The following is a 24,979-nucleotide window of genomic DNA, read 5'->3' as shown; positions in this document are numbered from 1 at the left end:
AGGTATGCGGAGAGATACATAACATGGATACACTATCGTCAGAATTCGTTACAGGCACCTGTCGATACCCGATTTCCGTGGTTCACCGTCCGTCCACATTCTCGAGTAATGACTACCCAACCGACCCCCCAGCATCAAGAACCCACTAATAGCGATCCACACCAGAAACATCAGTCAACGTGGGGTATCGTCGCCGGCGCGAGCCTCATCTCGACAGGGTTGGCAGCCTACGAGATTGTGCCCGCGAGCGTCTCCCCGCTTATTCGTGACTCGCTGGGTATCGGGCCAACAATCGCAGGCTTCCTCGTTGGAGTCATGTTCGGTACTGCAGTGATTGCAAGCCTTCCAGTTGGTGCGGTGCTTGACCGGACAGACTCTAGAAACGTGATGGCACTCGCCGTTCTCACACTACTTGTCGCCGGAACGTGGGGATGGATCGCTGGACGGCAAGGGAACTACCGATCAGTGATTGCGTCGCGAGCGCTTGGGGGGGTCGCCTACGTCGTCGTGTGGAACGCTGGCATCGATATCGTGAGTCGAGCAGCGACTAGCGGGAATCGAGCAACCGCTGTCGGCATTTTCACCGCAAGTGGCCCGATCGGATTCGCGCTCGGTCAAGGAACCGGGCCACTCATTGCGCATCGATTCGGGTGGCCTACAATCTTTATTGCGTTCACGGGGCTCACAGTCATGGGTCTCATCGTATTCTGGCCAGCAAGTCGAGGGATCGGGACGAGTCAGGGAGATGCCCCCTCGGTTCAGGAGTTTGGTGCAGTTCTTCGGAACCGGGAGGTCTGGTCTGTCGGATTGCTCGGGTTTCTCGGCTATTCGCTGTACTTGTTCGTGAATAGCTGGGGCGCGTCGTATCTCACGACCGAGCTTGGCCTGTCACTCGCTGTGAGTGGACTCCTGGTGGCAGTGTTCCCCGCAATCGGGGTCGTCTCTAGAATCAGTAGTGGCCTCCTGTCTGACCGCGTCTTCGGTGGTCGCCGCCAACCCATCGTTTTCGGGTCCTTCGCAGCTGCTGCTCCGCTCGTATTGGTGTTCACTCAGTTTCGGTCACTTCCATTACTCGTTGCGCTCCTGCTGCTCACCGGGTTCGCGGTTCAGCTTACGCTGGGGCTGTCTTTCACGTATGTCCGGGAAGTCGTCGATTCAAGAGTCGCTGCGACAGCCGTCGCGTTCCAGACGAGTGTCGGGTTAGCGGGGGCGTTCCTTGCCCCGATTGTAGGCGGCGTTGTTGTCGACCGAGCGGGGTTCGATACGGCATTTCTACTCGCTGGAGTCGTCGCTATCTGTGGAATCGTGGTTGCATGGCGAGCTCCAGAGCCAGGTTACTCGTAGAAAGGGTTCAGCAACTGTCTTTCACGCTGTCAAGTCGTGGTACTCGGCGCTGAACAGCTGTTGGTGCTCTTCAACTGGAAAGGATTCTGCGACAGTTCGGCTCTCGGTGATGAACGTCGGTACGTCGGTGGCGCCGTTTTGACGTGTAGGTTGAAACCCTCTGAAGTTGATAGTTTTTCATCCTCAATCGCTCAGTACAGGGGACTCATGAATCGCTCAGTACAGACGTAGCGACGAGCGATTGCGGAAGTGAGTATCGCAGATCGGTAGTAGCGATTCGGTATTTAAATAGTCGCTAGCGGCGCCGACGGTCGATTATAAATGGCAGGCGGTGCGGTGGCGCGCCTGCGAGCGGCCGGAGCGAAGCGGAGGCCGCGAGCCAGCCCGCGAGGGACGCCGCGAACGCCCGCAAGGGCGTGAGCGGCGAGGCTGGGGAGGCGTGAGGTGCTGTGCGGTGCTGTGCGGTGCTGTGCGGGGCGGGACTCAAAGGGGCAGTCGCGAGGCGGGCGCAGGCGACGTAAGCACCGCAACGAGGGAGCGGTAGCGACCGAGTGAGGAGCGCAGCGAGCGTGCGCCCGCCTCGCGACTGGGGATTTGAAGGCCCTCACCGCAGCAGCGTCGACCGCTTATAAACAGCCGACAGCAACACGGTGATCTGACTTATAAATCCCCACGCCATCACACTGAGCGACGTACTACACCTACTCCCGCACAAGATCAAGAAACACTATTCAGTAACCGGCTATCTCAGACGAGAACATATCTGAAGAAAAGGATTTCAACAGAGCCACATATCCGGCTCTGTTGAACCCACATTCTTCAGAGATACGATAGGCTGAAACAGCCGGTTGGTGAGAGCTGCGTGTGTTTCGTCGCTATCCGATGACGAAGAACCCGCTCCACACGAGGATAGAGGCGAGGATCGCGGCGATGAACACTACCGCCGTAATCACCTGCGAACCCCGACGGTTGTTTTGACGAGCGGCCACGATTGCCGGAATAGCAGTCACCACTACAGCAGGCACCACCGTATAAATCACTGTACTGGGAATGAATTGGTCGAGTCCGATGGTATCGAAGACGATCAGTGAGACGAATTGTACGGGCAGTATCGCGGCGACCGACACGATACACAGGAGGGAGAAACCGACATCACGCAATCCCACATTGAGGGTCTTGGAGGACATCGCCATATGAATAATCCATAGTGCTCCGACAAATACTTACACCCGAGAAAATCGGTCGGCTTTAGGTAGGTTAACTCCCTGTGTTGACCGCAACCGGGCCAGAATATATCATTTGTTGAGGATTTCAACAGAGCCACTTCTTGTGGATCAAATTCCTCCATGCGGTCAAGCACCTAGCAGATCGGTACGAGCTGCTGCTGCGCTGATGGGTGGTGTGTGCGTAAATGGAGCAACACCTATTCGACCTCCCATGATGGTGCTTCCTTGGCACGTAGGCCAATCAGAGCCACGCGTTCTGAAACGCTGTTGAATCATCGGCCTTTGACCACCCCAGTACCTATTTACGCACTCTGAGGACTTAGCAGGCTTTCATCCTATCAGAGCCAGGAGTTCTTATTGCTTGAAGAACACGTGCTACGTGACGCTGAACGGCATTACCAGCCAGTATGTCGGGCGGCGGGGAAAGCGTACTGTTAATTCCCTCAAATACCGAGATCGCGGAACGTCCAGTCATTCGAGAGATCGGCATCGAAGCCCATCTCTTCGACGAGGTCTCGGATACGCTGTTCGACTGTCTCGTCGAGTTCGAAGGCGTAATCCAACTCATCGTACCAGTCGTAGTACCGTGGCATCCCCGGCCAGTGGCTGTCTGTTTTCAGTCCGTAGACGCAGTCGAGCAGGTAGCGACGATATGGCATATCGTCACGGGTGACGCGAGGGAGCGTCCCATTGATCGATTCGTCTCGTACCAGCTGTTCGAGCAGGTCGACGGCAGCGTACTGGTCAGCGTAGAAGGCGTGTTCGACTGTTGGGCTGACGGAGAAGATGTCCTCCGTCGTACGGGCGTGGAGCTGGTCGACGACTGAGTGGTTTGGATGTCCGATTCCCCACCCATAAGCATGGACTTCCTCGCGTGCGACATCGTCGCTTTCGGGAGCGTTGACCGCGACAGTGTTCAGATATTCGAGTGCCTTGACCGGAATCGCCTCGACACCATCGGTTATCCGCGTTCGAATAAGATATCGCCCGACAGCGTTTGCTATTGTGGGCGTGACGAGCGGAAATTCGGCCTTCTCAGTGGGCTCATGCGCATCGATTACATCCGCAAGGAATGGCCAACCGTGTACTCTCGTTGCATCGTCGAGTTCGTTGCTGACGCGCTCGTAGTATGGCCAGAAGACGTCCCGAAACGTATCTCCACTGCTGTCTTCCTCGACTGCAGTCGAGAGTGCTGCTTCGAATTCGACGACTGCGTAGTGTAGGGCATCCACGTCACCGTCGGAGAAACGATCAAGCAGGTTATCGAGTTCGGCAACCTCTTTGTTCCGTTTTTGGCTTGGAGATGAGTCAGATTTAGACCTCCCCGAATCGGTCGAGGCCGAGAACGTGTCCGATTGGACATCGCCACAGTCGTGAAGTCGGAGATGAGTGAGTGTCTCGAACGACTCCCCGCAATCGTCGCACTCGTGAGCCATAGTCCGACTAGAGGCATGTGGAGGAAATGTGTTCCCCCTGGAACCGGATTGCGGAACTAATCTCTCTCCCCTAGCGAGTACCGACCTTCCCCAATCTCGATGTCTCTTATCGAGATGGACGAGGACTTCTGCGTGTCCGAGTCAGTATCTCGTAGTGGCTTCGACTCCCGAGTCTCGTCGAACGATCTTTCGACGTATCGCTCAGCGATCGTACGTTGAGTGGCCGGCGTATGATTCGACACCACTGTATGACCGAACGTCGCTCGCGGGACTGGAATCAGATGTTCGGACGATTTCGGAGACGTGGTTCTGCCACGAGTGCCACAACTCGGTCGAAAAGTTCGTCTGTTCGCTGCCGCTCGCTTACTTCAAATTCGAGACCCATGACCGCTATGCGGGATCGACGAGCTACGAGATGGACACCCTCTTTCGAGTGTTCATGTTGAAAGAACTCCACGGATGGGACCACGAGACAGCACTCGTCGAATTCCTCAAGTGCCACCCTGAATTGCGTGAGCAACTCGGACTCGAGAGCGTTCCGAATCAGTCGACGCTCTGGCGTAGCTGGCACGAGCGCTTCACGGGTGAGTTACGCGAGACGGTTGAGACGGCTGCCCGGACGGCCCTGATCAATGCCCAAAACGCGGGTGTGAGCGTTCCGCGTGACCCGGACAGGACGCTCCCTCAGCGAGGAGACAGTACCGGAGACTCCGATCCGGACGAGCAGACCGTGCTGGAACAGGCGGGAACGATCACGGATCACGTCAGTCGCGTTGTCTTCCCGGCGTTCTCGATGGATCGCGGAGAGGGCTGTGAGATCCACGAGAATGCCTACTGGGACTTACAGACCTATCTCGGCCTCCGCGAGAACTTAGCTGCCAATGAGGGGGCTCGGAGCTTCATCTACGAGTCGACGCGTAGTCGGACACCTCTGGGGCACGCCCATCGTGATCAGATTCGTGACCTCTCGATAGCGGAGATTCGTGAGATGTACCGTCAGGCCGTGAAACGGCTATTGGATGAAGTCGCGGAGACAGAGCAGTTCTTCCGAGCCGGAATCGTGGCCATCGACATCACTGAAGCTGAGCCCTTCACCGGTGATAGAACAGGTCACGAGGATGAGATCATCGGGACAAAAGAGAAGACCGACGAATACGCCTATCAGTGGGCGACCGTCCAGCTCGTCGGTAATGCGGTCCCGATTGTCTTAGACGCAAGGCCGGTGCGGCGTGGCGAGAGTCGGCTGGAAATTGTCGAGGATCTACTTGACTCGGCTGAGGACCTCGTCCACGTCGACAGCGTGCTGATGGACAGAGAATTCGACAGCCAACACGTCTTGGAGATGATTAGCCAACGCGGGCTCACGTACGTCGTCCCAAAGCGGATGCACACGAGCGAGAGAGCCCAGGCGAAACGACTCTTGAAGAGTGAGACAGATCGATACGTGAACGACCGTAAGCTCCACTTGGGCAAGAATGAGTGGCACCAGACGACGCTCGTGTACCGTCGAAACGAGAATTCTGAGCACACTGACCACCGGCAGTATTCGGTGTTCATGTGCAACGGTAATGTGGGACTGCTGAGTGAGTACGGCTATCGCTGGGAGATCGAGAGCGGCTACCGGAGCATTAAGCGGTTCATGGCCGCGACAACCTCGAAGAACTTCGTACTGCGATTCTTCTACTTCGCGTTCGCCTGTCTGCTGTACTCAATCTGGCGGGCCGTCGACCTCCTCGTGCAAGTCGAGTTGACGGGTGAGTACGAGCATTCCCCGATTGTGACTGCGGACAATACGCTCACACTGTTGAAGAAGGAAACTGGAGTCGGGTAATCGCCGATATTGAGCCAGTGAGAACAGGAGTAACGAGCGGCAGCGCTGTTCTGATCTCTTCAAATACGCAGTTCTAGTTGGGATACTAACTGGAAGTGGTGTCCCGGCCCGAGTGTGAACCGTGTCAAGTTCGGTGGTTCGGCTGATATCGTGCATACCAGCGGTGCTATAGCCGCCGTAGTCTCAACTTCCACAACCTCGGAGGATAGATTTGATGCGTGCCTTCGAATCAGTTCGAAATGAACTGGAAATAAATCATAGTTGACCTCTTGTACCCCGTCAATATCGACGGCACCGACAGGGCGCTCCGACGACTCATACAACGGCATAGATGTGTCCGTAGACGTTGCCGCAGATTATGACTGATGGGTCACGGTCGGTTCTCCAACGACTTCAGAGGCTGTGGAGATCGATATCGACCATTGGAAACACGATTACCTTGCTCCATATGGCAGTTGACGCGGGATGGGCGAGATTCTTGTTTGAGTATTTGGGTTGGCGGTTGTAGCTCGATACTTGGACAACTCTGAGGGGATGGTTTGCGTGGGGTACTCTCATATCGATGTCGGCGAGTTAGGTGATGGCGCTACCAAGGTACCCAAGGAGCCCAACAGTATATCGCGGTAACTCTCATTACGAGTGTGAGGGGTACACCGCCGCGTTCATACCCCTTCGACGGAGAATAGGGTGGCGTCTCTGAGAACAGCCTGCACGCGGCGGTGCCAAGCGTCAGCGAAGGCCTCCCGTTGCTGGTCGCTTGCCGATCCGTCGAGAATCCTCTGGAGGTTCCCGATTGCGGGTCCACCGCTAGGAACGTCGCTGACGTGGTAGGCCACTTCGACGGTCTCGTCCGTGTCGGTTCGCCGGAACCGGAACGTCGGGTCCGCCGTGTCCGGGTCGAACCCGTCGAAGCACAGGAGGTCGCGGCGGCCGCCATAGCCGCCGGCGAGCCCGCTGAATCCGTCATCGCCGGTCGCGCCAGTCACGTACGAGATGATACGGCTCATCACGCCGTACGCAGCATCCTCCTGCGGGCCGGCCGTCTGGACCTCGATTTCGCTCCGGACTGGATAGTCGTCGGGATACAGGGCGTCGAGCCCGAGCTGGACGATCCGGTAGGCGCCCGAGGCAGTCGGACAGGAGTGTCCTGCCTCTTTCACCGCGTCTCTATAAGCGATGACGAACGGCTCGCCCGGTTCGAGGACGTCGAGGGCCTCCGCGACGGGGTCGCGGATTTCGATCGGCTCGACGTCGTAGTCGACCTGCCAATTGGTTCTCGTCTGGGTCGTGTCAGTCGCAGTCGAATTCGATGTCATGAGTTGTGGTTGTGATCGTGTCTCGTGGTCAGTAGCGGAGCAGTCGCATCCCGTTGAGGATGACGAGGAGGACGCTGGCCTCGTGGACCAGCATTCCCGACGCGAGGGTGACGTAGCTGGTGAGCACGCCCGCGAGGAGGACGGTCACGGTCAGCACCGCGATCCCGACGTTCTCGAGGACGTTCCAGCGCGTCGCCTTGCTGAGTTTGACCGCGTACGGGATGCGTTCGAGGTCGTCGGCCATCAACGCCATGTCAGCCGTTTCGATAGCGGTGTCCGTTCCCGCAGCACCCATCGCGATGCCGACATCGGCAGTGGCCAGCGATGGCGCGTCGTTGATGCCGTCGCCGACCATCGCGACGACGTGGCCGTCGGCCTGGTAGCCCTCGATGACGGACTGCTTGTCCTCGGGGAGGAGTTCGGCACGGTACTCGTCGATACCGACCTCCTCGGCAACGGCAGCGGCCGTCCGATCGTTGTCGCCGGTGAGCATCACCGTCTCGATGCCAGCGTCTTGGAGCGCCGCGACGACCCCAGGAGCGGCCTCCCGGAGCTCGTCCCGCATCGCAATCGCGCCGATGATGTCCCCGTCCCGAACGACGTGGACGACTGTCTCGCCGCGCCCCTCACGCTCGCGGACGTAGTCGGCGACCCGATCGGGGACATCGACGTCGCGGTCGTCCAGCAGCGCGCGGTTGCCGACGACGACTTCCTGGCCATCGGCATGGGCGATGACGCCCTTGCCGGCGACCACGTCGAAGTCGTCGGGATCGGGGACCGACCTGCGCCCCACGTCCGTATCGTCCGCTTGGGCGACCGTCGCTCCACCGTCCGTCGCAGCCGTCTGGCGTTCGCGGGCCATGTCGACGATGGCGTCCGCGAGGTGGTGTTCGCTCTTCTTCTCGGCGGTCGCTGCGAGCGAGAGGACGTCGGCGGCGGCGACGCCGAACCCCTCGATGTCGGAGACGGTGGTCTCGCCCTTCGTGAGCGTCCCCGTCTTGTCGAAGGCGACGAGATCGATCTTGCCGGCGCGTTCGAGGTGTTCGCCGCCCTTCATCAGCACGCCCGACCGGGCGGCGTTACCGATGGCCGAGACGATGCTGACCGGTGGCCCGATGACCAGCGCGCCCGGACAGCCGATGACCAGCAGCGTCAGCGACAGGATCGCGTTCTGCGTGACCGCGTACGCGCCGATAGCCAGGGCAATGACGGCCGGCGTGTAGTACTTCGCGAACCGGTCGATGAGACTCTCCGTGGGCGACTGAGCCTCCTGGGCCTCCTCGACGCGACGGATGATCCGTTCGAGAGTCGTATCCGATCCCGCTCCCGTCGTCCGGATTTCTAGCGCGCCCTCCTGGTTGACCGTCCCGGCGTACACCTCGTCGCTGTCGGCCTTGTGGACGGGCGCGCTCTCGCCGGTGACCGGCGCCTGGTTGACTGCGCTCTCGCCGTCGACGACGGTTCCGTCGACCGGGATCTTCCCGCCCGGCTTTACGACGACGACTTCGCCCTCTTCGACATCGCGGGCGGAGACCTCTTGGAGTGTCCCGTCGCGACGGACGGTCGCCGTGTCGGGCGTCATCTCCAGTAGCTCCTGAAGTGCCGTCCGGGTCTTCCGCATCGTCCGGCCTTCGAGGTAGCTGCCAAGGCTGAACAGGAAGACGACGGCGGCGGCTTCCCAGTACTCCCCGATGACGATAGCACCGATGGCGGCCAGCGTCACCAGCGTCTTGATGCCGAGCGTCCGGTTGGTGACCTCGTGGTAAGCGGTCTTGGCGATGTCGTAGCCACCCACGACCGTCGCGAGGACGAGGATGGCGGCGCTTGCCATCTCGAAACTCGTGAGGTAGCCGAGACTCCAGCCACCGCCGTACAGCAGGCCGCTCGTCGCCGTGACGATGGCCTTCCGGTGGTTCCGGTAGTACTGCGTGATCGATTGTTTGTTCATAGTGTTAGGCGGGCTGGGGAGTGTACCCCTGGTTTTCGATGGTCTCTGCGAAGGCGTCGGGGTCAGTGACGCTGTCGTCGTACTCGATCTCGACGCGGCCGGTCGCGTAGTGGACTTCGACGTGCTGGACGCCGTCGACGTTCGACAGGGCGCGTTCGACGGTACTCGCGCAGGTCGGGCAGTCGAAGTCGAGGACGCGGAATTGGGTTGTGTCGCTCATTACAGTTTGAGATAGTGCCCGTACCTCAATAAGTATTTTTTAGATGATATGTTTGAATTCGGATACGGGTCGTTGGAACAGTCAAACGGGTCGTCTAGGGCTTTCGCTATCGCGGGTCCATCCTGTACTGGATACCTCGACAGACACCTACCCGACTCCTGCCCCGCTACCTTTTCCCGCGTGCTCGCGCTCAGTTCTCGTATGAGTGATTCCGATACCGACCACCGTCTCGACGACATCGCGGTGCGAGACACTCGGATTTCGGACGCCATCGACGAGCCAATGCGGGCGATGGTCCTCGACATTCTGTCCGAGGAAGCCCTAACTGCGACCGAGGTCCACGAACGCCTCGACGATCGCGGCATCGACCGGACGGAGAACACGGTCCGCCATCACATCAACGAGCTCCGGGATGCGGGCCTCGTCGACGTCGTTCGCTTCGAGGAGGGGCGTGGTGGGACGACGAAGTACTACCACGCGAACACGATCGTCCTCTCGTACTCACTACCAGATTCGGCCGACGCCGCCGTCGAGGAGATGATCGACGCTGCCCAGCCCCAGATCACGGACGCGCTCACTACGCTCACCGACGAGTACGACGACGCTATTGAGGAGATCGTCGAGGATATGCAGCCCTGCGAGCACTGCCAGACCCAGAAGTACGAGACGTACGTTCTTCTGACCGTCCTGCGACGTGCGTTCGTTCGCGCCCACAGAAATTCCTGAGGGGGAACCACCCCTACGCTGGCAGGGTCTTAGAAGGAGAACCGATCACGCGCGGATTGCATCGCGAGGCGAGTCAGGAGTCGCGCAGGGCCACGCTTTGGGAGGTCCCGTACAGTCTCGATGCTGGTCGGCGGTTCACTACCACCAATGTCTAACTCCCAGCCTGTCTCGTCCATGAAGCGTTCGACAGCCTGATTTACTCGCTGTCGCACGTCGTCCGAGTCCATTGTCTCGGGCACACCATTCCGGAGGACGACGTCGCCGTCAACGATCACTGTCTCGACGTCGGCCGGGACCGCGTTGTTCACGACGTGTGCGGGAACGTTGGTCAGTGGCGTGAACTTCGGTTTGTCGACGTCGAGGAGGATAATATCCGCGCGCTTTCCCGCTTCGATACTGCCGATCTCGTCGCCCATCCCCAGCGCGCGTGCGCCCTCGATAGTGAGCATTCGTATCAGTTCCATCGAGTCGAACTGCCCGGCTGAACGCTTGAGATTTGCCGCCAGCCGAGCTTGCCGCGCTTCACCGAACATGCTGTACGAGTCGTGCCAGTAGTGGTCGTCAATCCCTACTCCGACGTCGACGCCGGCGGCTCGAAGCTCGGGAACGGGCGTCCACTGCGTCTCCCCGTCCGGATTCCAGTAACAGAAGACGGACGGGCAGTGCGCAACAGCCGCGTCCGCCTCGGCGGTTCGCTGGATGTCCTCTTCGTCGCCGAGGCGGAAGTGAGCAGCGACCAGTCGGTCGTCCAGGAGTCCAACGTCGTCGAGCAATCCTACCGAGTCCTCGCCACCGTTCGCTCGTGCCATCGTGTTACTCTCCTCGAGTTCGAGCAAGTGCGTGTGGACGAGCAGGTCCGGATACTCTGCGGCGAGGGATGCGGTCCGTTCCCACAGCTGCCGGGTACACGACCAGTCGTCGTGCGGGCAGATCGTCGCCCTGATTCGGCCGTCGTACGTGTCGTGGTACGTTTCGACGAACTCGCGAGCACGGGCGAACTGCTGATCGACTGGTTGGTCCCAGAAGAGGTCCGAGATCGCCGGGCCGAAAAATCCGCGGAGCCCTGCTTCCCCGAACGTCTCCGCACCTGCGGCAGGCCGTGCGTCCATCGAGTTCACGGTCGTGACACCGCCCAAGAGGAAATTGAGCGCTGCGAGCTCGACGCCTGCCTCGACGAGGTACTCGAATTCGCCGTTCCCTAATCTGTTAAACAAGGCCGTCCCACTCCCAAGCATCTCCGTCAGCTCGAGTTCGCTAAACGCACCGATGAGCGGTGTCATCTCCAGGTGCGTGTGGGCGTTCACCAACCCCGGCATCACCAGTTTCCCGTTCCCGTCGATAACGGTGGATGCTTCTAATTCTCCGTCTCCTGCACGTGATGGTCGGACTTCTTCGATACAGCCATCGGTGATGCATACTGTGCCGCGCTCGTACAGGCGGTTCCGCTCGTCGGCTGTGAGAACGAGTGCATCATGGATTGCCAGATCGACAGCCATCGTAAATTAGGAAGTGGATGTGACAGTTACCGTACTGGACAACCGAGCAGGCCGGCGAAGGCTGTTCTTCCAGGTGGTGTTCCCCTCATTTGGGATATCATCGGTCTCTACTGGTCCCATTAGCCTCTAATACGTCGGCGTGATTTAATCAGATTCCCCTTTTGAATCTGAAGTCGGATTCCGTGGAGCTTGTGGAGGTTTGCAATGTTTTCCCCTCTTCACGATAGATCATCTATGGCCGACGGTTACGATGCCATAGTACTGATACCCTCATAGGCAGTATATTCTAACCAAAACCGCAATAGATGATCCCTACAATGATACACCTATGCAGGCGACGATAATCGACGGAGTTCTTGAATCCCTTCGTATCGGTGTCGGATTTCTCTGGACGGCGGCGTGGGCGATCATCATGGGCCTCACGATTACGAGTCTCGTCCAGGTCTACGTCTCGAAGGAGCGGATGGCACAGGTGCTGGGTGAGGGCGATCTAACTGGACTTACCAAGGCGACTGTGTTCGGAGCAGCAAGCAGTGGCTGTAGTTTCGGCGCCGTCGCCATCGGGAAGGGCCTGTTCAAGAAGGGGGCGCACGCGGTGAACTTCCTCGCGTTCATGTTCGCGTCGACGAACCTCATCGTCGAACTAGGGCTGATGATTCTCATCCTGCTTGGCTGGGAGTTCCTCGTCGCGGAACTGCTCGGCGGCCTGATTCTCATCGCCGTCATGGCCGCCATCGTCCACCTCACGCTTCCCGAAAACCTGTTTAACGAAGTCCGCGAGAAGCTCAACGAGCGCGACCGCCAGGCGGGCGTCACGGAAGATCCCACCTGCGGGATGGAGGGGAAAGACGAGTACACGCTCACGACCGACGGCGGTGAGACGCTCAAATTCTGCTCGGAGGGCTGTATGGAGACCTATCGCCAGGAGACGTCGAGTAGCGGCGGGTGGCGTGACGAGTTGCTGTCGTGGGGTGGCTGGTACAAGGTCGGGAATCAGTACCGCAAGGAGTGGTCGATGATCTGGAAAGACATCGTCGCCGGCTTCCTTATTTCTGGGTTCGTCATCGTCTTCGTCCCGCAGTGGGTGTGGAACACGCTGTTCATTCAGGGCGACGGCCTGCTCGTGACTGCCGAGAACGCCGTCATGGGCGTCATCATCGCCGTGCTCAGTTTCGTCGGCAGTATGGGCAACGTCCCGTTCGCCGTCGCGCTGTGGGGCGGTGGCGTCAGCTTCGCCGGGATCATCGCGTTCGTCTACGCCGACCTCATCACCGTGCCCGTGCTGAACGTCTACCGGAAGTACTACGGCTGGAAGATCATGCTGTACATCCTTGGCGTCTTCTTCGTGACGATGGCGTTCACTGGCTTCCTCATGGAGTTGCTGTTCGACGCCCTCGGCATCGTACCAGATCTGGCCGGTGGCGAGACGGCGACCGAACAGACGTACTTCGAGCTCAACTACACGTTCTACCTCAATATTATCGCCTTCGCGCTCTCCGGGTTCCTCCTGTATGTCTACCGACGTGGAATCGGCGCACCAGGTCAGTATCGTGATCCGGTGTGTGGCATGCGGACCGACGATGAGGGGCCGAGTGCGTCCAATGATGGGATGACGTACTATTTTTGCTCGAAGACCTGTAAGCGGGCATTCGAGGAAGAGCCCACGGAATTTGCTGATCAAAGCCCGCAGATAACAAACCACGATCACGATCACTGATAGATGTACTGTGGTTCATCCGCTGTGAAGCACTTCATCATCGCACCTTCAATCCGCAATTGTCACACCTGTCGCGCCAAAATTGATTGTATGAGCAGTCAGATATCGAAACAAGGGGATGTCATATGAACCAACGTCCAGCGGATACCGTCGTTGGTGTGCTCCTTGGGTTCGTCCTCTTGGCTGGCGGACTACTCAGTTGGCGGGCCTATCAACAGCGTCGCGCTATCGAGCAGTCGATGGGGCCGATGATGGACTCGTCTATGGGGGCGATTCACGGTCCAGATCCTCTCTGGTACGTGGTTGGAACCCTTCTGGTCGCAGGCAGTATCGGTGGCATCTATTACGTGGTTCGAGGGAATCTCATCGATTCGACAACCGACTCAGCGGATCACATCGACCCCGATCAGGTATCGGAGGCAACGCCTACATCGATAGACGATGACGCCTCGCCGGCGACGCCTATCAATCCTGAATCGGATCCGCAAGCGCGCGTTCTCGATCTCTTACCGGATGATGAACGACGCGTCCTTGAACCCGTCCTGAACTCGCCTGGAATCACGCAGATCGAACTTCGGGATCGATCTGAGTTCTCAAAGAGTAAAGTGAGCCAGACCGTGAGTTCACTCGAGGAGCGCGGGCTGCTGTATCGGGAACGACAGGGTCGAACCTACCGCGTGTATCCGAGTGATGACCTGCAGAACTAACAGACGTAGAAATTCATACTAACACTACCCATCATGTCACAAGCAACACTCGAAACTGATCGCATTAGCCGGGTTCTCAAGTCAAGCACGTGGCTCAATCTCCTCCTCGCCGCACAGTTGATCGCCGGGTTGGTGTACGCATATTTCACAGGAGATATGGGGAGCCGGTGGACCCATTTCGTCCTTCCATTTATTTGGTTCACCGCCTCAGTCTGGGTGATCTGGCACACTCGACCTGTAACGAAACGTCGAGTGTATCGTATTGGTGCCGCACTTGTCGTTGCTCTATATCTCATCGTGATGTTTTATTTTTCAGGATTACTTGGACCGAGCACCTCTCATTTCGGGCAGCTCACTGGACCAAGCGGCTTCGGAATAACGTGGGGTCGATCTTTGGGATGGAGTCCGGTCTTCGTCTATACAGGTGACCTGATCACGGTCTCGCTCATTCCTTACCAAGCGGTTGGCCTGTTCGCGCTGGCGTATCTCGTCTATGATGCATTGCTTGATTTCTCGCAGTCGGCAGTCGGAGGAATAGTCGGGATTGTGGCGTGCCCTGCCTGCGTTAGCCCGTTGTTTGCCGTACTACTTGCAGGCGGACTGAGTGGTTCTTCAACGATGTTATTGCTTGGTGCGTATGGCTACGAAATTGCGACCGTTCTGTTCCTCATGACAATTGGAATCCTCTACCATCGTCAGGCACTCACGAGGCAGTATCACCAGTTCCGAGGGAACTGATCCATCTCGTTCGTGGTCAGCAATACCCGAGCCTCCCTCGCCGCCTGAACCGTGGTTATTGTCTGGATCGCCGCAATGAGGTGAACAGTCTCGACGGATCCCCTTTGCTCTCACCATTCCTCTGATCCTTTCGAATTCGGCAGGTATGAACGATCCCGTCAGTAGAAAACGTTTAGATGGCGTTATAGACGTTCTTGAACGCTCTCCTGTTTGAGTTCACTCCCACGAAGATAACTCCGAACCCACCGTATGACTACTTGAGGCGAAAAACAATGACCAACCGAAACCTCGGACGATGGCTGCTCGTGGTGCTCGCGATTGTCGGACTCGCGTTTGCCGCCCCGGTAGTTAGCGCACACGGTGACGAACCGATCCAGGGGAACGAGACGGCAGCTGAAGGGACGCCAGCCGATGGTAGTGCAGCAGACTGGGCGGCCTGGATGGAAGGTCACATGACCGACTACATGGGCCCGAATGCCGTTGACGAGATGGAAGCGCACATGGGCGTGACCGTCGACGAGATGGCCCAAGATATGGCGGACGACAATCACACCGCGACGGGGATGAACGGACAGGGGTACGGCTGCTAACGATCCCTGTTCGGATCCTCGTCTGACACGATAGATATTCGACTTACTGACTCAACGATCACAATGACACACTACACCAACACTCTCGGGCGGACGACTCGTCGAATCGCAATACTAGCGGTTCCGCTGTTGATTGTAGCAACGGGCACCGCAGCGGCTCACGGTGGTGGAGGCTACGGCGGCGGTATGATGGGTAGCGGCGGTTGGGGGGTCTTCAGCGGTGGAATGGGCCTCTGGAGCTTCCTTTGGATGGGGCTCCTAATCGTCGTCCCGCTCTATCTCGTCTACTCACTCCTCAACAGAGATTCTGAGAGGAGTGATAGTCGGCCGCTTTCGGTTCTTCGTGAGCGTTACGCTCGCGGTGAACTCTCCGATGAAGAGTTCGAACGTCGACGAAAGCAACTCGAGTAGTGCCCATGACCGAAATAGAAGGAGCATCGTCGAGAAAAAATTCTCGTCTGCCAGTTGGGGCGACGGGACCGAACGCTTAAGTGCGTAAACAGGATACAGTATTACATGAGTTACACAATACAAACCAAGATTGATGGAGAGTTCGACGATGTCGTCGACGCAACGAATGCCGCGCTCAAAGACGAGGGATTCGGTGTTCTCTGTGACATCGACATTCAGGCGACGCTCAAGGAGAAACTCGGTGAGGAGTTCCGCCAGTATCGCATCCTCGGTGCGTGCAATCCTCCGCTGGCATACGAAGGGTTGAGTGTAGAAACTGAACTCGGTGCGCTCTTGCCCTGTAACGTCATCGTCTACGAGAACGATGACGGCGTCATCGTGGTGAGTGCGGTCGACCCGGAACAGTTAGTCGGGATCGCTGATAACGACGCGCTTGACTCCGTCGCGACCGAGGTCAGCGAACGATTCGACCGCGTACTGGCAGCCGTAACTGACGAGTTCGGATCCGCATCGGAGGCCTGATCTCTGATGGCATCATCGGATCAACTGGATACGACGACGATACTGCTCATCGTCCTCGGAGCGTTCATCCTCCTTCCCTTGCTCACAATGGGTATGGGGTTCGGTGGGATGATGGGATACGGAGGAATGATGGGCCAGTACGGTACCACAGGTGGTTGGTGGCCCCTCATCGGGATGCTCGTCCCGGTCATCTTCCTCCTTGCGCTTCTGGGCGGTGGATATCTCATCTTCCGGCGGATGAGCGAGACACAGACGTCTCATAATCCCGCGATGGAAGAGTTACGTCTGGCGTACGCTCGTGGCGATCTCACGGACGAAGAGTTCGAAGCCCGACGAGAAAAGCTCGAACAATCAGAGTGACCACTACCCAAACCGCGTTTCACCCGTTTGAACACCTGCGGATCGACTCGAGGGTATCGAAACCAACCGTTCGGCAGCATCGTTCCGTTACATCGAAATGGTGTGCTCGATTCAGCATATGGTTATGAGTAGTAATGGGAACAAACGACAAGTTCGGAGTGAGTCACGTCCGAAGTCTTCGCACCAGTATCGCGCGTAGCTACCCACCGAAGAATGATCCAGACAACATGACACATCACAGCCGACGTCAATTCTTAGGCATTGTCGGTGCCAGCGCAGTCGCCAGCACCGGCTTTGCTCAGTCAGCGAACGCACAGGAGACGCCCATCGTGGAGATGGGAAACAATTACTTCGACCCAATCGGCCTACGTGTTGATCCCGGGACAACCGTTCAATTTCGGTACTTCCCAACTGATGTAATCAGCTGAATTGAATCGCCGGATTGACCACGAGAAAGTGTCTGGGTTCGGATGTGTTCAACCTCCCAAACCCAGACGGGTACCTTTCGGCCTCGGACGTGAAAGACGTAGCGGAAGAAGTCATTGCTCCACTCCCCTTGCCGGGCGTCGAGGGGAGTCCCCTCGACCCCGGCGACATCTGGCTCGTCGTCATCCTCGCCTGTGTCAACCAGACCTCGATCTGGGAAACGTGCAAAGACACCGACGGAACACCCTGTGACGACACGACTTTCACGTGGCTTCACACCCTCGACCGTGACTGGCTTGAGTTCGTCGCTAACCTTCTGCTTGGACGCCTTGCCATGACGATTCTCGACCCTGACCGGTCGAGAATCGTCTCCATCGACTTCATCGACAATCCCTATCATGGCGAGCACTACAACGAGGAAGGCGAACTCTGCTCGATGGCTCCCAAAGACGGGACGACCACTTGCCACCGCTATTGCACGGCCTACGTCGTCTCCAACGAGAAGCCGGTGACGTTGGCGATGACGTACGTCCGCAACGACGAAGACGAGGCCGACGCGGTCGAGCGTGTGCTCGCCCGCGTCGAGAACTACCCCTTTGAGATCGACCTCCTGCTTGCCGACAGCGGGTTCTACAACGAGCGCGTCATCCGCCGTGCTCGTGAGATCGCCGCAACGGTCGTCCACGTCCCAAAGAAGGGCGAGCGGATGAAGGACAAACTCGACACGCACAAGTCGTACATGACGACCTACCGCATGTACAAGGACAGCGAGCGGGAACTGCGCTTCCCGCTCGCGGTCGCTGTTTCCTACCAGAACGGAGATCGGGGCAAGCACGGCGAGGTTGTTCGTGGCTACGTCGCCTGCGGCGTTACTGATCGATCAGCGAAGCAGGTCGAACGCCTCTACAGAAAGCGTTCAGGCATCGAAACGAGCTACCGATTGCTCCGACAAGCACGCGGGATCACGACGACGCGTGATCCCGTCGTGCGGTTTGCGATCATGTTGGTTGCAGCACTGCTGGAGAATCTGTGGCTCGTACTGAGGTGGGCGGTCGTCGCCCGCCCGCGGCGGGGCGGGCGCGACCTGCCCGATGAGTTCACGTTCAAGACGTTCTGTGACTGGATTCGCCACGAACTGGAAGAGGAGTTGCGTCGGCGGTGGAAGATTAGGGCGAACGGGGTTGGTCTACCAGCGTCACAAGCAGTGGCTGCGGGCTGACCAGGGGTCAGCCCACGGCCTGTCCGTTGGGCGGTGAGCGACAGCTCTCGGCAGCTACCGTCGAAATTCGGTTGATCTGGTCTGTTCGGATCGGTATCTTGGAACTGCCTCAATCTATTCTGCGGTAGCAACCGAGATTGACCGTCTAATCATACAGAAAGTGACTGTTTCGTGGCGTTCAGGCAGTGCTCACACGGTTCGTTCGGGAAGTAACGAATTTGAACTCGCAGCGGGGGCACATTCCGCTACGGCGTACGCAGATCGTATTCCGGAGGGCGCTTCCGCCTTCGATAGTGGGACGATCTCAGACGGGAGCTTCGAATATACGTTCGAAACGCCAGGGACGTATGATTACTACTGCATCCCGCACAAGTCGATTGGGATGGTCGGACGGATCGTAGTTGGCAGTCCTGGCGGACCGGCAGAGGAGGATTCAATCCCGGATGGAGAGGTCCCATCGAGTGAGGCGATTGTTGACCAGGGTACAGTCGCCTACGGCTCAAGCAGCGATGGAAGCGGGAATACTGGTGGTGGAATGATGGGACGAGGTGGTTCTGGAATGATGAGTGGCCGCAACGGAGGTGGAGTTGGAGGGCTACCAGCTGTTGGTGGCGTACTCGGAATGCTGGGCGTTCTCGGTGGCGGGCTCTACTGGCTTGGAAACCAAAAATCTCCTCAATCGACTACCGACGACTCAGCCAGAAAAACGCTCCAGAACCGCTATGCCAGGGGCGAAATTGACGAGGAGGAGTATAGACGTCGCCGTGAGCGATTAGATGCTACTGATGAGGACATCTCCAACTGATTGCCACCGTGAGAGGGTGAACTCACCGGGGTCAAGTGATTCGGGGATTAGAGAATACCGCCCTCACCGATACCTTTGATTTCAGAACGATCCCGTGACTTGTTTTGTTCCATTTATGACTGATTTCTCTTGTGATCAACTCGCCTGTGTGGCTCGGTAGTAAACACCAATTGCGAGCACGGCTACGAGGAGAAGATATCCAGTAGCCCACACCAACGAGAGAGCCGTATCTACGTCGGTTGTGAGTCCGGTATCGACCATTACACGGACTGGCCAATAGCCCGGAAAGAGTTTCATCCACCAATCAGGTTCAGATTGAATAAACAGCGGATCCTGAAACAGTCCGATATCGAGCATCGGGAGAATCAGCATCAGCCACATCCCGGCTAGGCGGTTGAAGACGGCCCCGACGAGCATCCCGATGAGACCATACGTGACCGAGACGACGAGCATCGCTGCGACGAACCACCAGAGATACTCGGGCTGGAAATCGACGAGCATCACACCAACTGAGACACCGGTGACGATGAGAGTAATTGCTGCGAGAACCCCAAACCGGGCAGCGATTACCTGCCATGCACGATAGCCAGCGACTGCCAGACGACCGTCCGTGTCTTTGGCTTCTCGCATCAGGAACAACCCGGCGAGTCCGGCGATGAGAGCACTCGTAATCGGCGTCATGATCACGCCGTGGACCTCAGGCATCCCCCGCATGACCGTCGCCGTCTCACCGTCGACGAGCGTCCGAACCGGCATCTCGACGTCCTGGGTGACTGCGAACGCCAACGTGATGAACGAGACCGGTAGGACGACCAGTAGAGCGACGAGGACGTAGTTACGCGCCTGTTCTTTGATGCCGATCGAGAACGCCGTTGTCGTACGGTTCATGCGGACCACCCACCACTGGTGCGCATCGTCACTCCGAACACTACGGTGACGAGCACGAGCAAGACGAGCAGGTATCCGGCAACGAAGCCGAGGTCGCCCGTCGTATATGTACCTTGGAACATCGCCTCCTGAAGGAGTTCCTTCGGATGATAGAGCGGGAAGTATTCCACGAACTCAGGAATGTCAGCAGCCAGCGGGCTGTCGCCACTGAGGAACGCGTCCATCATCGCGAGGAACACCACGACGAGCGAGCCTTCGAACAGTCGCGGAAGGAGCGCCCCGACGAGTGCGCCAAGAAACGCATAGACGAGGCCGGCGAGGACGAGGAATACGAACGTCAGGACAGGGGCTTCCGGTGAAATCGTCAGCCAGAGCACGCCGTAGTTCACGGCAGCCACGACGACCGTGACCCCTCCGAGCGTCGCTAATCGAGTCGCAAGCAGTGTTCGGGGTGGATAGCCTGTCTGAACGAGTCGTCGATCGGCTGCACGCGCACTAATCATCTGGGCGAGTCCCATCAGGCCGGCGATGATGGCGACACCGAATATCGCTCCGAGGAGGCGACCCAGATCGATCGGAATCGCCTCAACTGTCGGCATAGTTGGCAACCCCGCCATCGCTTGTCCCCAGCCTTCGATAACGACAACCGGAAGGAGGAGTGCTAAGACGACATTCAGGGGGGTCCTGAGGAAGGTGGAGACGTTCGTCCGGATCCCCGTTTGAATTCTATTCATCGGCCTTTCTCCTCCGTTCACCGGTCGTCGCTTCGGTCTCACTTTCCCGCTCAGTCACGTCGTAGACGTGTCCATCACGAACCTCGTAGATACGGTCGAGACGGCTCTGCTCCTCGATCAAGTGTGAAATCATTACGACAGCTGTTCCGTCGGCAGCAAGTTCGTCGGCGAGGTCCCAGAAGGTGAGATATGTCTCCCAGTCGAACCCGGTGTAGGGCTCGTCTAGCATGAGGACGTCCGGATCATACATTAGGGCGATACTGAGATTGATTTTTTGTCGGTTTCCACCGCTGAGTTGGTCGATTCGATAGTCAAGGTACTGCTCGAAATCGAGTTTCGATGCGAATCGGCGTTTGGCCTCGTCGATTTCTTCGGCGGTCATTCCGTATCCGGAACCGAACAGGCGGAACGTCTCTGTGACCGTCAGGCGGTCGTAAAGCAGTGGTTCTTGTGGACACCAGCCAACCGTCCCTGTTCGTTCAACTGCTCCGGAATCCTGCTTGAGGACGCCGACGAGGATGTTCATAAGCGTGGATTTCCCCGAACCGTTCCCCCCGACGATTCCGACGATTTCTCCTGCTCGGATTTCCAGATAGGCACCGGTGAGGACGGGAACCGATCGTGTAAATGGGAGGTTTGACCCGTACGTTTTTTCAATCTCATCAGCACGGACGAGTACCTCGCTGGTGGTAGCCTCTGTCGTGGAGGTTGTGGGCGCTTCCATAGATGAATACACACGCTCCTCATTTACTGCGATTACTGTTTCAAATCTAAACTATCAGTAGCAACCCCGTGAATAATCAGAGATTGCATACAGAGCTGACGCTGGACTCAACGTGTTAGATACCTCTTGATTTTCTGAATACTGTCTCCTATAAGCTGTTTCACAGTTTACACGGGAAAGCTTCTGAATTGGATCACCAACAAGCCAGAACGCGATACAAACCCGCTTCAAGACAGCTGTTGAAGTTTCGCGTTGAAAAAGATGAGACGCGCGAAGGTGTATCCGAACCCATAGAGAAGCCGTCTGAACATCAGTTGCAGATCTACGGCTCTGTTGAAATCCTCAGAGAGTTACATGTTCGGCCTGTAATTCGACGAGATGAAGGCCCTCCCGAAGTCGCAGATTCTCCGGTTTACTGAGAAGGCGATCCATCTGGCCCGCCGAGCCGTTTCTCGATACTCCTCGAAATTCTCTAAACACCGCTATACACTCCCGCAGCACGTTGTTCTGCTATGTCTCAAAGTTCGGAAAAACACGACTTATCGTGGCCTTCTTGACGAACTGATCGAGATGCCACGTATCCGTCGCGCTCTTGGATTAGCTGAACTTCCTACACCTTCAACGCTCTGTAAGGCGTTCAATCGGCTTGATATGGCTGTGTGGCGTGTCATACTGGGTCTCTCAACGGCGCTCCTTCCGACGAGTGGCGTCGTTGGAGTTGATGCGTCAGGGTTCGACCGCAGTCACGCCTCGAAACATTACACGAAACGCGCCGAACTCACGATTCAGCAGCTCAAAGTGACGCTGTTGGTCGATGCGAAGGTGAACGCAGTCATCGACCTACATGTGACCACGACACGAAAACACGACAGCCAGATCGCGCCCTCTTTGATTAAGCGCAATCCCGAGGAAATTGATGTTCTGCTCGGTGACAAAGGCTACGACGACCAGAAAATCAGGCGACTCGCCCATGAATACGAGGCTCGCCCTCTGATCAAGCACCGTGAGTTCACACCAATTCATAAGGCATGGAACGCGCGCTTAGATGCTGAACTCTACGGACAGCGGAGTCAATCCGAGACCGTCAACTCTACGCTCAAGCGGAAGTACGGTGCATTCGTCCGATCACGACGATGGTGGAAACAGTTCCGTGAACTCGCCATCGCCTGTCTCGTTCATAATCTCGACCGGTCGCTCTGAGCGGTCTATACAGGGTGTACAATTACCAACACCGCCACAGACTCAATTGAATTGTCTTATCAACCGGGTGTTTCAGGCAAGTACCTCTGTGAAGAAGGGAATTTCAACAGAGCCTCGAAGATGATTGGTTTTCGGAGACAGTCCATTTTGAGAGCGCTACGAGACTTTCTGTAAAACAAGTCAAATTCTTGGTTCAATCCAACCTCGGTTCACGATTTCGAATCTTCACTCCTGTCGTCCTCTACGTGTAACTCGGTCCAGTGGTTCGTTCCGTCGTATTCGACAAAATATAGACCAGAGATTGTCGTTTCGGATCCAGTATCTTCTGGTCTGAATTTCTCCTCGTCTGAAAAGTATTTTACAAGTTCATTAAAAGTATCTGGAATCGATTCATCTGGCAATATTTTGTACCCATGTTCATCCGAGATCGCCTCGGACACGATGCGCTCTTGAGCTTCCGGGAGGCTTGAAAGCTGGAATTCGTGTTCGCGTCGAATCTCTCCCCCGTATTCGCTCGCAGATTCGTGAACCGTGTGAGCACGATACGTATACTTGTTCATCGCTGTTTCAGACTGACTTTCGATAATAAACCGGCCCTGAATGCCGGACTCCCACACGATTACGGGGTAATCAGGCTCCGGAACCAACATGGAATCTGAGACTTCGTCTTCCAAGTAGACAAACGGAGCTCCTCCGACTTCGAACACGTCCGGGTCGTCCCACCCGTACTCTTCGAGGGCCTGTTTGTCAACGGGTGGGAGGTCATCGTATGCGATCGTCTCAGCGTCCGTGTCATCCACCTCTTCAAGAGTGATCCGAAAGACTACCGCAGGCTGGGAGTCAATGACCTCAGCTGTGAATTCATACAGTGTATCATCGTAGACGAACCGTCTATCGGGTGGGAATGGTTCGTCCGTTCCTCGGACTGTCTTCGAACCATTTTCGATGACCTCCGCCGCGAATTTCCGTTGTGGCTCATCGAGCGAGTACGTGAGCCTTCGGGCGATCTCTTTGTCCGTCACCGGAATCATCTCCAAACTCGCTATTGGTTCCACCCCCGGATCACCGTTAGAGCGCGGGTTGGGAGTTTCCTCAAACTGGATACACCCAGCGAGGGCAAGGACTAAACCGTTGCCAACGACGGCGATCGATGCCCTTCGATCCATACTTGAAAAAAGATGTTGTATCAAAAATACCTTTGGGAGGCTTAAACATCTGTTTTTGGTGCGTAGCGCGCCAATAGAGCCGTAGATTCATTTATGAATATCGAAAGCGCCAGCCACCGATCTGCCGCGTATCAGCCCCCGGTAGACAAAACGACACCGTCCGGTTACCAGATCAGGATAGACCCGAAAGATGTTATTATGAATTTGTAGCTCTGTTGAAATCCTATTATTCAGACATATTCTCGCCTGAAACAGCCGGTCGATGAAAACTGCGGACTAATCAGTGTGGCATCTCGCGTTATCAATTGGACACTCAGCGTTATGCGCGTAAAATGATGTTCTCTGGTCGTGTACTGCAGCTATGACACCGACACAGCCGTCTCGGTCCTCTGTATTGAAGCTATTCCACTCTCCATCTTCATGACGGGCCATGACTGTTAACGGTACATCTGGCCACACACACTCGATGATAACCCATTCCGGGTCTACCGTCAGCTCACGAGTCTCCGTATGAACTACTTCATCCGTATCAGTCCGCTCTATCCGTAACTCTACTGGCACCGTAGTAGACCCCGTGTTTACGAAACTGAGGTCTTGTATCGTCGCATATCCCTCACTGCCAGTAGAGGAACAACCCGCCAGAAGCCAGATTCCCCCACCCACAGCACCACGAAGAAGCTGCCGACGATTCATGACTAAATTCTCCCACAGCTCCGGTAAGTGTTTTCCCTGTACTGACCGCGACTGGGTGAGAATATATCACTTACTGAGGATTTCAACAGAGCCAGATCTACTGTATCTCTGAATCTATACCTCAGTGTACTCAGCTCCGGCTTTATCGCCGTCAATAGCGTATATGCTTAACGAGCCATCTTTCTCTCCACCCATCCCCGGTGTCCCAGATGGCATACCAGGGAGTGCAACTCCATCTATCGGTGGGTTTTCATCGAGAAGCCGGGCGATTACTTCGACCGGGACGTGTCCTTCTACGACGTAATCTGTGAGGACGAGTGTGTGACAGCTCTGGAGGTCTTCGGGGATCCCATATTCCTGCTTTACTGCTTGGATATCATCCGGTACGGTCTCTGAGAGGTCACCAGTGATATTCTCACGAAGATATGATGCATACTGCTCGCAACAGCTACATCCTGGTGAGTTAAATTGTTGTGCTGATGCCACTGCTACTGGGTCATCAATATCCCATGAGTTCGTGCTTGAGCCACCTAGAC

At 56.9% G+C, this 24,979-nt stretch carries 24 protein-coding genes and 2 pseudogenes; 15 read left to right on the top strand and 11 right to left on the bottom strand.

Going from position 1 to position 24,979, the window contains the following annotated elements; all coding sequences use genetic code 11:
• The first annotated feature begins 108 nt into the window (after positions 1 to 108).
• Positions 109 to 1,344: an MFS transporter gene (locus tag ACZ45C_RS01400; RefSeq protein ID WP_095638109.1), complete on the top strand. Its 1,236-nt coding sequence runs from the start codon at positions 109 to 111 to the stop codon at positions 1,342 to 1,344.
• Positions 1,345 to 2,219: 875 nt separating this feature from the next.
• On the opposite strand, the gene ACZ45C_RS01395 is transcribed toward ACZ45C_RS01400, so the two are convergent.
• Both ACZ45C_RS01395 and ACZ45C_RS01390 read right to left on the bottom strand, forming a co-directional pair.
• Positions 2,220 to 2,537 (bottom strand): hypothetical protein, encoded by a 318-nt coding sequence (locus ACZ45C_RS01395; protein ID WP_144927964.1) that lies wholly within the window; start codon positions 2,535 to 2,537, stop codon positions 2,220 to 2,222.
• A 476-nt stretch (positions 2,538 to 3,013) separates the two neighbouring features.
• The gene (locus ACZ45C_RS01390) at positions 3,014 to 4,006 is read right to left on the bottom strand and encodes a DUF8137 family protein (RefSeq protein ID WP_144927967.1); all 993 of its coding nucleotides are present in this window, start codon (positions 4,004 to 4,006) and stop codon (positions 3,014 to 3,016) included.
• Between the two features lie 154 nt (positions 4,007 to 4,160).
• Between ACZ45C_RS01390 and ACZ45C_RS01385 the strand changes: the two genes are divergently transcribed.
• Positions 4,161 to 5,837, top strand: coding sequence for a transposase (locus ACZ45C_RS01385; protein WP_464374310.1), 1,677 nt, complete (start codon positions 4,161 to 4,163; stop codon positions 5,835 to 5,837).
• A gap of 349 nt (positions 5,838 to 6,186) precedes the next feature.
• A pseudogene (locus ACZ45C_RS01380) lies at positions 6,187 to 6,464 on the top strand (site-specific integrase); the annotation flags it as partial.
• Between the two features lie 35 nt (positions 6,465 to 6,499).
• On the opposite strand, the gene ACZ45C_RS01375 reads toward ACZ45C_RS01380, so the two are convergent.
• From ACZ45C_RS01375 to ACZ45C_RS01365, 3 genes are read right to left on the bottom strand one after another with little or no spacing between them, the layout of a single operon-like run.
• Positions 6,500 to 7,153 carry a hypothetical protein gene (locus ACZ45C_RS01375; protein ID WP_006186940.1) on the bottom strand — a complete coding sequence of 218 codons (654 nt, stop codon included), beginning with the start codon at positions 7,151 to 7,153 and terminating at the stop codon, positions 6,500 to 6,502.
• Positions 7,154 to 7,181: 28 nt separating this feature from the next.
• Entirely contained in the window at positions 7,182 to 9,101 is a 1,920-nt protein-coding gene (locus ACZ45C_RS01370; protein ID WP_006186939.1) for a heavy metal translocating P-type ATPase, read from the bottom strand.
• A 4-nt stretch (positions 9,102 to 9,105) separates the two neighbouring features.
• Positions 9,106 to 9,321 (bottom strand): heavy-metal-associated domain-containing protein, encoded by a 216-nt coding sequence (locus ACZ45C_RS01365; RefSeq protein WP_004048661.1) that lies wholly within the window; start codon positions 9,319 to 9,321, stop codon positions 9,106 to 9,108.
• A 201-nt stretch (positions 9,322 to 9,522) separates the two neighbouring features.
• On the opposite strand from ACZ45C_RS01365, the gene ACZ45C_RS01360 reads away from it, so the two are divergent.
• Complete coding sequence (locus ACZ45C_RS01360) at positions 9,523 to 10,047, top strand: ArsR/SmtB family transcription factor (RefSeq protein WP_004048660.1); 525 nt, start codon at positions 9,523 to 9,525, stop codon at positions 10,045 to 10,047.
• Positions 10,048 to 10,076: 29 nt separating this feature from the next.
• Here ACZ45C_RS01360 and ACZ45C_RS01355 read toward each other — a convergent pair whose 3' ends face one another.
• A complete protein-coding gene (locus ACZ45C_RS01355) occupies positions 10,077 to 11,543 on the bottom strand; it encodes an amidohydrolase family protein (protein ID WP_004594621.1) in 1,467 nt (488 codons plus the stop codon).
• A 328-nt stretch (positions 11,544 to 11,871) separates the two neighbouring features.
• Between ACZ45C_RS01355 and ACZ45C_RS01350 the strand changes: the two genes are divergently transcribed.
• From ACZ45C_RS01350 to ACZ45C_RS01305, 10 genes and pseudogenes are all read left to right on the top strand, one after another.
• Positions 11,872 to 13,260, top strand: a complete 1,389-nt coding sequence (locus tag ACZ45C_RS01350; protein WP_049986199.1) for a permease — start codon at positions 11,872 to 11,874, stop codon at positions 13,258 to 13,260.
• Between the two features lie 125 nt (positions 13,261 to 13,385).
• On the top strand, positions 13,386 to 13,967 hold the full coding sequence (locus ACZ45C_RS01345; RefSeq protein ID WP_004048657.1) for a helix-turn-helix transcriptional regulator: 582 nt from the start codon (positions 13,386 to 13,388) through the stop codon (positions 13,965 to 13,967).
• A gap of 33 nt (positions 13,968 to 14,000) precedes the next feature.
• The gene (locus ACZ45C_RS01340; RefSeq protein WP_123624180.1) at positions 14,001 to 14,705 is read left to right on the top strand and encodes a DUF7546 family protein; all 705 of its coding nucleotides are present in this window, start codon (positions 14,001 to 14,003) and stop codon (positions 14,703 to 14,705) included.
• A gap of 272 nt (positions 14,706 to 14,977) precedes the next feature.
• Complete coding sequence (locus tag ACZ45C_RS01335; protein WP_004048656.1) at positions 14,978 to 15,295, top strand: hypothetical protein; 318 nt, start codon at positions 14,978 to 14,980, stop codon at positions 15,293 to 15,295.
• A 63-nt stretch (positions 15,296 to 15,358) separates the two neighbouring features.
• Positions 15,359 to 15,706, top strand: a complete 348-nt coding sequence (locus ACZ45C_RS01330; RefSeq protein ID WP_049986201.1) for an SHOCT domain-containing protein — start codon at positions 15,359 to 15,361, stop codon at positions 15,704 to 15,706.
• 105 nt (positions 15,707 to 15,811) lie between these two features.
• On the top strand, positions 15,812 to 16,228 hold the full coding sequence (locus ACZ45C_RS01325) for a DUF302 domain-containing protein (protein WP_004048654.1): 417 nt from the start codon (positions 15,812 to 15,814) through the stop codon (positions 16,226 to 16,228).
• A gap of 6 nt (positions 16,229 to 16,234) precedes the next feature.
• Complete coding sequence (locus ACZ45C_RS01320) at positions 16,235 to 16,588, top strand: SHOCT domain-containing protein (protein WP_049983674.1); 354 nt, start codon at positions 16,235 to 16,237, stop codon at positions 16,586 to 16,588.
• 472 nt (positions 16,589 to 17,060) lie between these two features.
• Positions 17,061 to 18,233 carry an ISH3 family transposase gene (locus tag ACZ45C_RS01315; RefSeq protein WP_460561835.1) on the top strand — a complete coding sequence of 391 codons (1,173 nt, stop codon included), beginning with the start codon at positions 17,061 to 17,063 and terminating at the stop codon, positions 18,231 to 18,233.
• A gap of 160 nt (positions 18,234 to 18,393) precedes the next feature.
• Positions 18,394 to 18,576, top strand: a pseudogene (locus tag ACZ45C_RS01310) (cupredoxin domain-containing protein); the annotation flags it as partial.
• Positions 18,577 to 18,795: 219 nt separating this feature from the next.
• A complete protein-coding gene (locus ACZ45C_RS01305; protein ID WP_271968267.1) occupies positions 18,796 to 19,038 on the top strand; it encodes an SHOCT domain-containing protein in 243 nt (80 codons plus the stop codon).
• Positions 19,039 to 19,173: 135 nt separating this feature from the next.
• On the opposite strand, the gene ACZ45C_RS01300 is transcribed toward ACZ45C_RS01305, so the two are convergent.
• Genes ACZ45C_RS01300 through ACZ45C_RS01290 form a run of 3 tightly spaced genes read right to left on the bottom strand, consistent with a single transcriptional unit; the run spans position 19,174 to position 21,384 of the window.
• Entirely contained in the window at positions 19,174 to 19,926 is a 753-nt protein-coding gene (locus tag ACZ45C_RS01300) for an ABC transporter permease (protein ID WP_049909288.1), read from the bottom strand.
• Entirely contained in the window at positions 19,923 to 20,660 is a 738-nt protein-coding gene (locus tag ACZ45C_RS01295) for an ABC transporter permease (protein ID WP_094529644.1), read from the bottom strand. The genes ACZ45C_RS01300 and ACZ45C_RS01295 overlap by 4 nt, the downstream gene beginning before the upstream one ends.
• Positions 20,653 to 21,384 (bottom strand): ATP-binding cassette domain-containing protein, encoded by a 732-nt coding sequence (locus ACZ45C_RS01290; RefSeq protein ID WP_379771217.1) that lies wholly within the window; start codon positions 21,382 to 21,384, stop codon positions 20,653 to 20,655. The genes ACZ45C_RS01295 and ACZ45C_RS01290 overlap by 8 nt, the downstream gene beginning before the upstream one ends.
• A gap of 378 nt (positions 21,385 to 21,762) precedes the next feature.
• Here ACZ45C_RS01290 and ACZ45C_RS01285 point away from each other — a divergent pair, with 378 nt between their 5' ends.
• Positions 21,763 to 22,584, top strand: a complete 822-nt coding sequence (locus tag ACZ45C_RS01285; protein ID WP_379771219.1) for an IS5 family transposase — start codon at positions 21,763 to 21,765, stop codon at positions 22,582 to 22,584.
• A gap of 209 nt (positions 22,585 to 22,793) precedes the next feature.
• On the opposite strand, the gene ACZ45C_RS01280 is transcribed toward ACZ45C_RS01285, so the two are convergent.
• On the bottom strand, positions 22,794 to 23,750 hold the full coding sequence (locus tag ACZ45C_RS01280) for a hypothetical protein (protein WP_379771222.1): 957 nt from the start codon (positions 23,748 to 23,750) through the stop codon (positions 22,794 to 22,796).
• Positions 23,751 to 24,557: 807 nt separating this feature from the next.
• The gene (locus ACZ45C_RS01275) at positions 24,558 to 24,929 is read right to left on the bottom strand and encodes a DUF411 domain-containing protein (RefSeq protein ID WP_239638655.1); all 372 of its coding nucleotides are present in this window, start codon (positions 24,927 to 24,929) and stop codon (positions 24,558 to 24,560) included.
• Positions 24,930 to 24,979 lie beyond the last annotated feature (50 nt).

This window comes from Halorubrum pallidum, assembly GCF_055380345.1.
This window is presented reverse-complemented; position numbering and strand designations above follow the sequence as displayed.